The sequence below is a fragment of the Embleya sp. NPDC005971 genome, from assembly GCF_040629175.1.
Lineage (GTDB): Bacteria > Actinomycetota > Actinomycetes > Streptomycetales > Streptomycetaceae > Embleya.
On the sequence record NZ_JBEXUX010000171.1, the window covers coordinates 1 to 2,564 of the forward strand.

A 2,564-nucleotide genomic window follows, 5' to 3' on the forward strand; every position below is an offset into this window, starting at 1 on the left:
CTCGCTCGTGACTTCGTGTCCCTGCGCTTCGCTCCGGGCCACGAAGTCAACGTTCTGCGGCTCCGCCGCTCTCCGCGCTGCGCGCGTCGATCACGGGGGCGGGCTGGGTCGGGGGCGCTGACGCGCCGGGGGTGGGGTGGCCGGTTGGGGGTGGGTTGGGGGTGGTCGTGGGTGGGGCCGGCGGCGGTTCGGCGGGCTCGGGATTGGTGTCCGTGGTGTCCGACGCGACCGCGCCGGGGCGGGTCAATGTGCGGGGTCGTGGGGACCGCTTCGCTTCAGTTCGCACCTCCCGTCCGTGCAGGAGCGGCGCAGGCGGCCGGCCGAGACCGTCTCCATGAGGCCGATTGCCCAGCACATCGGGCAGCCGCGCAGAGCGACCAGGCCGACCGGGGCGAGGAGCAGGCTGGCCGGGCCGGTGACCGGTAGCAGGGCCAGGGATCCGGCGAGTGCGCCGAACCCGATGGCACCGCGGGCCAGATGGCGCGGGACGGTGGCGCTGGCGAAGCCGCCACGTGCATCGGCGGCGGCGTCGGGGGTGGAATCGGGCGGGGCGGGGCGTGTTGCCGTGGTCGAGTCAGGAGTCATGGTCGGATTCCCTCGTTCCCTTCGATCCGGTCGGGTCGTCGTGGAGGGCCTCGCGTACCGCCGAACGGGCGCGGTGCAGGCGGGACTTCATTGCGGCTGTGCCGAGTCCGAGCCGGTCCGCGACGGTGCGGCCGGGCAGGCCCTGGATGTCCCGCATGACCAGCACCTGCCGCTGGTCGTCGGGCAGCGCGGCGATCGCGGCGGCGACGCGTTCGGCTTCCAGGCGCAGCAGGACATCCTCCTCGGCGGACCGCGCGGCGCCGCCGAACGCGTCCAACCCACCGGGATCGTCGGCGGGCCCGTGTTGGAACAGGGCGCGGGTACGCCGCAGGCACTCGTTGCGGACGATCCGGAACATCCACGAGGCCAGTGCCCCGGACGCGCGGAGCATGCCGATCTTGCGGTACAGGATGATCAGCGCTTCCTGAGCCGCGTCCTCCGCGTCCTGGGGCGTGGCGCACAACGTGTGCGCGAATCGGCTCACGTGCGGATAGGAGCCGCGCACCAACGCGGTGAGCGCATCGACATCGCCGCGCTGCGCTGCGGCGACCAGGGTCGCGCCCGGCCAGGTGCGGTCAGACACCCTGACGCCTCCGGCGGCGCAGCAGCGTGACGGTACACGCGCACACCAACAACGCGGCAACCGCGACGGCGATGACGATGACGGCGGTCATGAGGTCCTCCCGGGTGGGGTACGGGGGCGGACGAGGTCGTCCGCACACCTAACACCTATAAGAGGCGCGACGACGCGAAAGGATTCACCCTCGTCCGTAGCCGAATGGTGCTGCAGTCCGTCCCACCCCACAACGCGGAACCACGACCGCACGCCACACCGGGGGTGGTCGGTGGACCGATCACCGCGCGGCGACGGCGATCGACGCGGTGGCGTGCAAGCACTGCCGCAACCTCACCTGGTGTGACCCGCCGGCCCAACGCCCGCCGTGACAGCGGATGTTCCGACGCCTGTCGGGGTCGACCCCACGATCGCCCACGCCCGCCGACGCCGAGAGGGGGCACGCCCCGCTGCCGTGCCCAGGGCGGAAGCCACACCCCACCCACCCACCCGGCCGGATACGGAAGCCGTAGGCGGCGGCTCAGACGTTTCGTCGGGGGCGTTGGATGCGGACCTCGTGGGCGGTGGACAGGTCCGGGTAGTACGGCAGTTCGAGGTGGCGAACGGTGGTGACGGTCACCGTCGCGTCGTTGCTCCAGGACACCGAGACACCGAAGTCGACCGTGCCGTCGCGGCGGGTGAGGCCGAAGTGCTTCATGGTGTTGCCATCGGAACGTACCTCGGCGGTGACCCAGGCACCGGCAACCGGATCGCCGCTCGTACCGGTCACCTCAGCCGTCGCCGTCGCCCACCACGGCCCCTGGCCATCGGGCCGCCCGAGTTCGCTCGCCCTGCCGGTAACGGACGTCACGGCCAGACCCGGCCTCGGAACCGCCGAGGCAGGCATCGAAAACGATCGATCGTCGCGGGCAGGGTGCATGAGACGGCTCTCCAGGGCATGGGCGATCAGTACAGCCTGACCGGCGCAGGCATGCACGGTTCGACGCCCGGATGGTCACCGGGTGAACGACACCCCAACATTGGTTCGGACCGGTTACCACTTCTTGACATGAACGGAACGAATCGCCACCATCCCCACCTCGCCCACCCCCGCACCCCAGCCCGGTCGGCACACCGCGCTTACGACCCGGGTCCGCCGGCACGCTGCGCTTGCGACCCGGTTCGACCGGCGCGCCGCGCCGCGCCCACGACCTCCGCCCACCAACCAAAGCCCCACCCTCGGCGCGTCAGCGCCCCCGACTTGGGCCCACCCCGGTGATCGACGCGCGCAGCGCGGAGAGCGGCGGAGCCGCAAAACAAAGACTTCGTGGCCCGTAGCGAAGCGAAGGGACACGAAGTCACGAGCGAGGGGCCACTTTTTGCGGAGGAGCGTCAGCGGGGGAGCAAAAAGTGGTGCCTCGCGAGC

Annotated in this window: 3 protein-coding genes; all 3 read right to left on the bottom strand. The window is 71.5% G+C overall.

All coding sequences use genetic code 11. The features are described 5' to 3' along the window. Positions 1-243 precede the first annotated feature (243 nt). The 3 genes from ABZ374_RS48335 to ABZ374_RS48345 all read right to left on the bottom strand — a co-directional run bounded on the left by ABZ374_RS48335 (position 244) and on the right by ABZ374_RS48345 (position 1,856). Positions 244-585, bottom strand: a complete 342-nt coding sequence (locus ABZ374_RS48335) for a hypothetical protein (RefSeq protein ID WP_360325164.1) — start codon at positions 583-585, stop codon at positions 244-246. After that, on the bottom strand, positions 575-1,168 hold the full coding sequence (locus ABZ374_RS48340) for a sigma-70 family RNA polymerase sigma factor (RefSeq protein ID WP_360325167.1): 594 nt from the start codon (positions 1,166-1,168) through the stop codon (positions 575-577). The genes ABZ374_RS48335 and ABZ374_RS48340 overlap by 11 nt, the downstream gene beginning before the upstream one ends. Positions 1,169-1,679: 511 nt before the next feature. After that, on the bottom strand, positions 1,680-1,856 hold the full coding sequence (locus ABZ374_RS48345; protein WP_360325170.1) for a hypothetical protein: 177 nt from the start codon (positions 1,854-1,856) through the stop codon (positions 1,680-1,682). Positions 1,857-2,564 lie beyond the last annotated feature (708 nt).